This is a genomic window from Vibrio sp. R-1, from assembly GCF_035615595.1.
In the GTDB taxonomy this organism is placed as follows: Bacteria; Pseudomonadota; Gammaproteobacteria; order Enterobacterales; family Vibrionaceae; genus Vibrio; species Vibrio cholerae.
The window spans coordinates 1-464 of the sequence record NZ_WPDC01000314.1 but is presented as its reverse complement, the minus strand read 5'-3'; the positions used below and the strand labels follow the sequence as shown (position 1 = coordinate 464).

The following is a 464-nucleotide window of genomic DNA, read 5'->3' as shown; positions in this document are numbered from 1 at the left end:
TTGAGGCGTTTGTTAGGCAATAATTTCAGTCACTACTTCCGTTTCAACCGAATTAGCAATAAAACAATTCTCATGAGCCAAATGATGCATCTTTTCGAGCTGCTGTAACATTGGCTTGGAAGTGCCTGAAAAGACCACTTGAGGTCGTAGCACAACCTTTGTTACTGAGGTTTTACCTTTGCTGTTCTTCCCTAAAATACAAACTGCATTGTCTGTATAACTTTCAACAAGGTATCTTTGCTTTGCTGCAATAGATAAAAAAACCAACATATGACAGCTTGATAATGCCGCAACAAAAGCCTCTTCCGGATCTACATTGGCTTCAACAGACAGAGGAACTGGTACAACATGAGGTGATGCTGAAGCTAATATCTTTGAACCACCATCGAACTCCCAAGTGTGAGCACGACTGTACTGATTATCAGTGAAAGCTTCGGAATCTTTACGTTTCCAAGTCACGATTG

Annotated in this window: 1 protein-coding gene; it reads right to left on the bottom strand. The window is 40.7% G+C overall.

The window, feature by feature from the left end:
- Positions 1–12 precede the first annotated feature (12 nt).
- Positions 13–462 carry an OsmC family protein gene (locus GOU96_RS18290; protein WP_324702125.1) on the bottom strand — a complete coding sequence of 150 codons (450 nt, stop codon included), beginning with the start codon at positions 460–462 and terminating at the stop codon, positions 13–15.
- Positions 463–464: the final 2 nt, after the last annotated feature.